Source organism: Clostridium sp. UBA2485 (assembly GCF_002341865.1).
Classification (GTDB): domain Bacteria; phylum Bacillota; class Clostridia; order Clostridiales; family Clostridiaceae; genus Clostridium_J.
Window position 1 is genome coordinate 1 of sequence record NZ_DDOV01000069.1, and the last position, 556, is coordinate 556.

Below are 556 nucleotides of genomic sequence, written 5' to 3' on the forward strand. Positions count from 1 at the left end.
CTAGCATAATTACTAGGTGCTAGTATAAGTTCTCTTCCATACCACTCGGCTTTATATTCTAGCATCCTTCTAAATTCTGACCAACTAGCTTCACTTATAGCTTTTGCTAATTTATGATTCTGCTGCATGTTTTTAACTTTTAAGTTCTCAATAACTATAGATTGGTTTTCTCTAATTAGTTTTATTGATAACTTATGTAAGAAATCTACCCTTTGATTTGCTATTCTTTCATGTAATTTAGCTACTTTTAATCTTGCTTTATTTCCATTGTTACTACCCTTTTGCCTTCTTGATAAATCTTTTTGTAACTTAATTAATCTTCTCTCTGATTTTCTAAGATACTTCGGATTAGGCTCTCTATATCCATCTGAGCATATTGCAAATTCTTTGATACCCACATCTACTCCTACTTTTTTATCAATTTTAGGTAATTTAATATTTTCTGTATCAACTAATACAGAAACATAGTATTTGCTGCTGGGTGTTTTAGATATAGTACAACTCTTAATTAATCCGTTGAATTGCCTATGCTGCTTTATCTTTATCATAGTTTTTA

Annotated in this window: 1 protein-coding gene; it reads right to left on the reverse strand. The window is 29.9% G+C overall.

The window, feature by feature from the left end; all coding sequences use genetic code 11:
- Window positions 1-556 (reverse strand): RNA-guided endonuclease TnpB family protein (locus B3603_RS13945; RefSeq protein ID WP_291565983.1); only part of this gene is annotated, 556 nt, incomplete at both ends.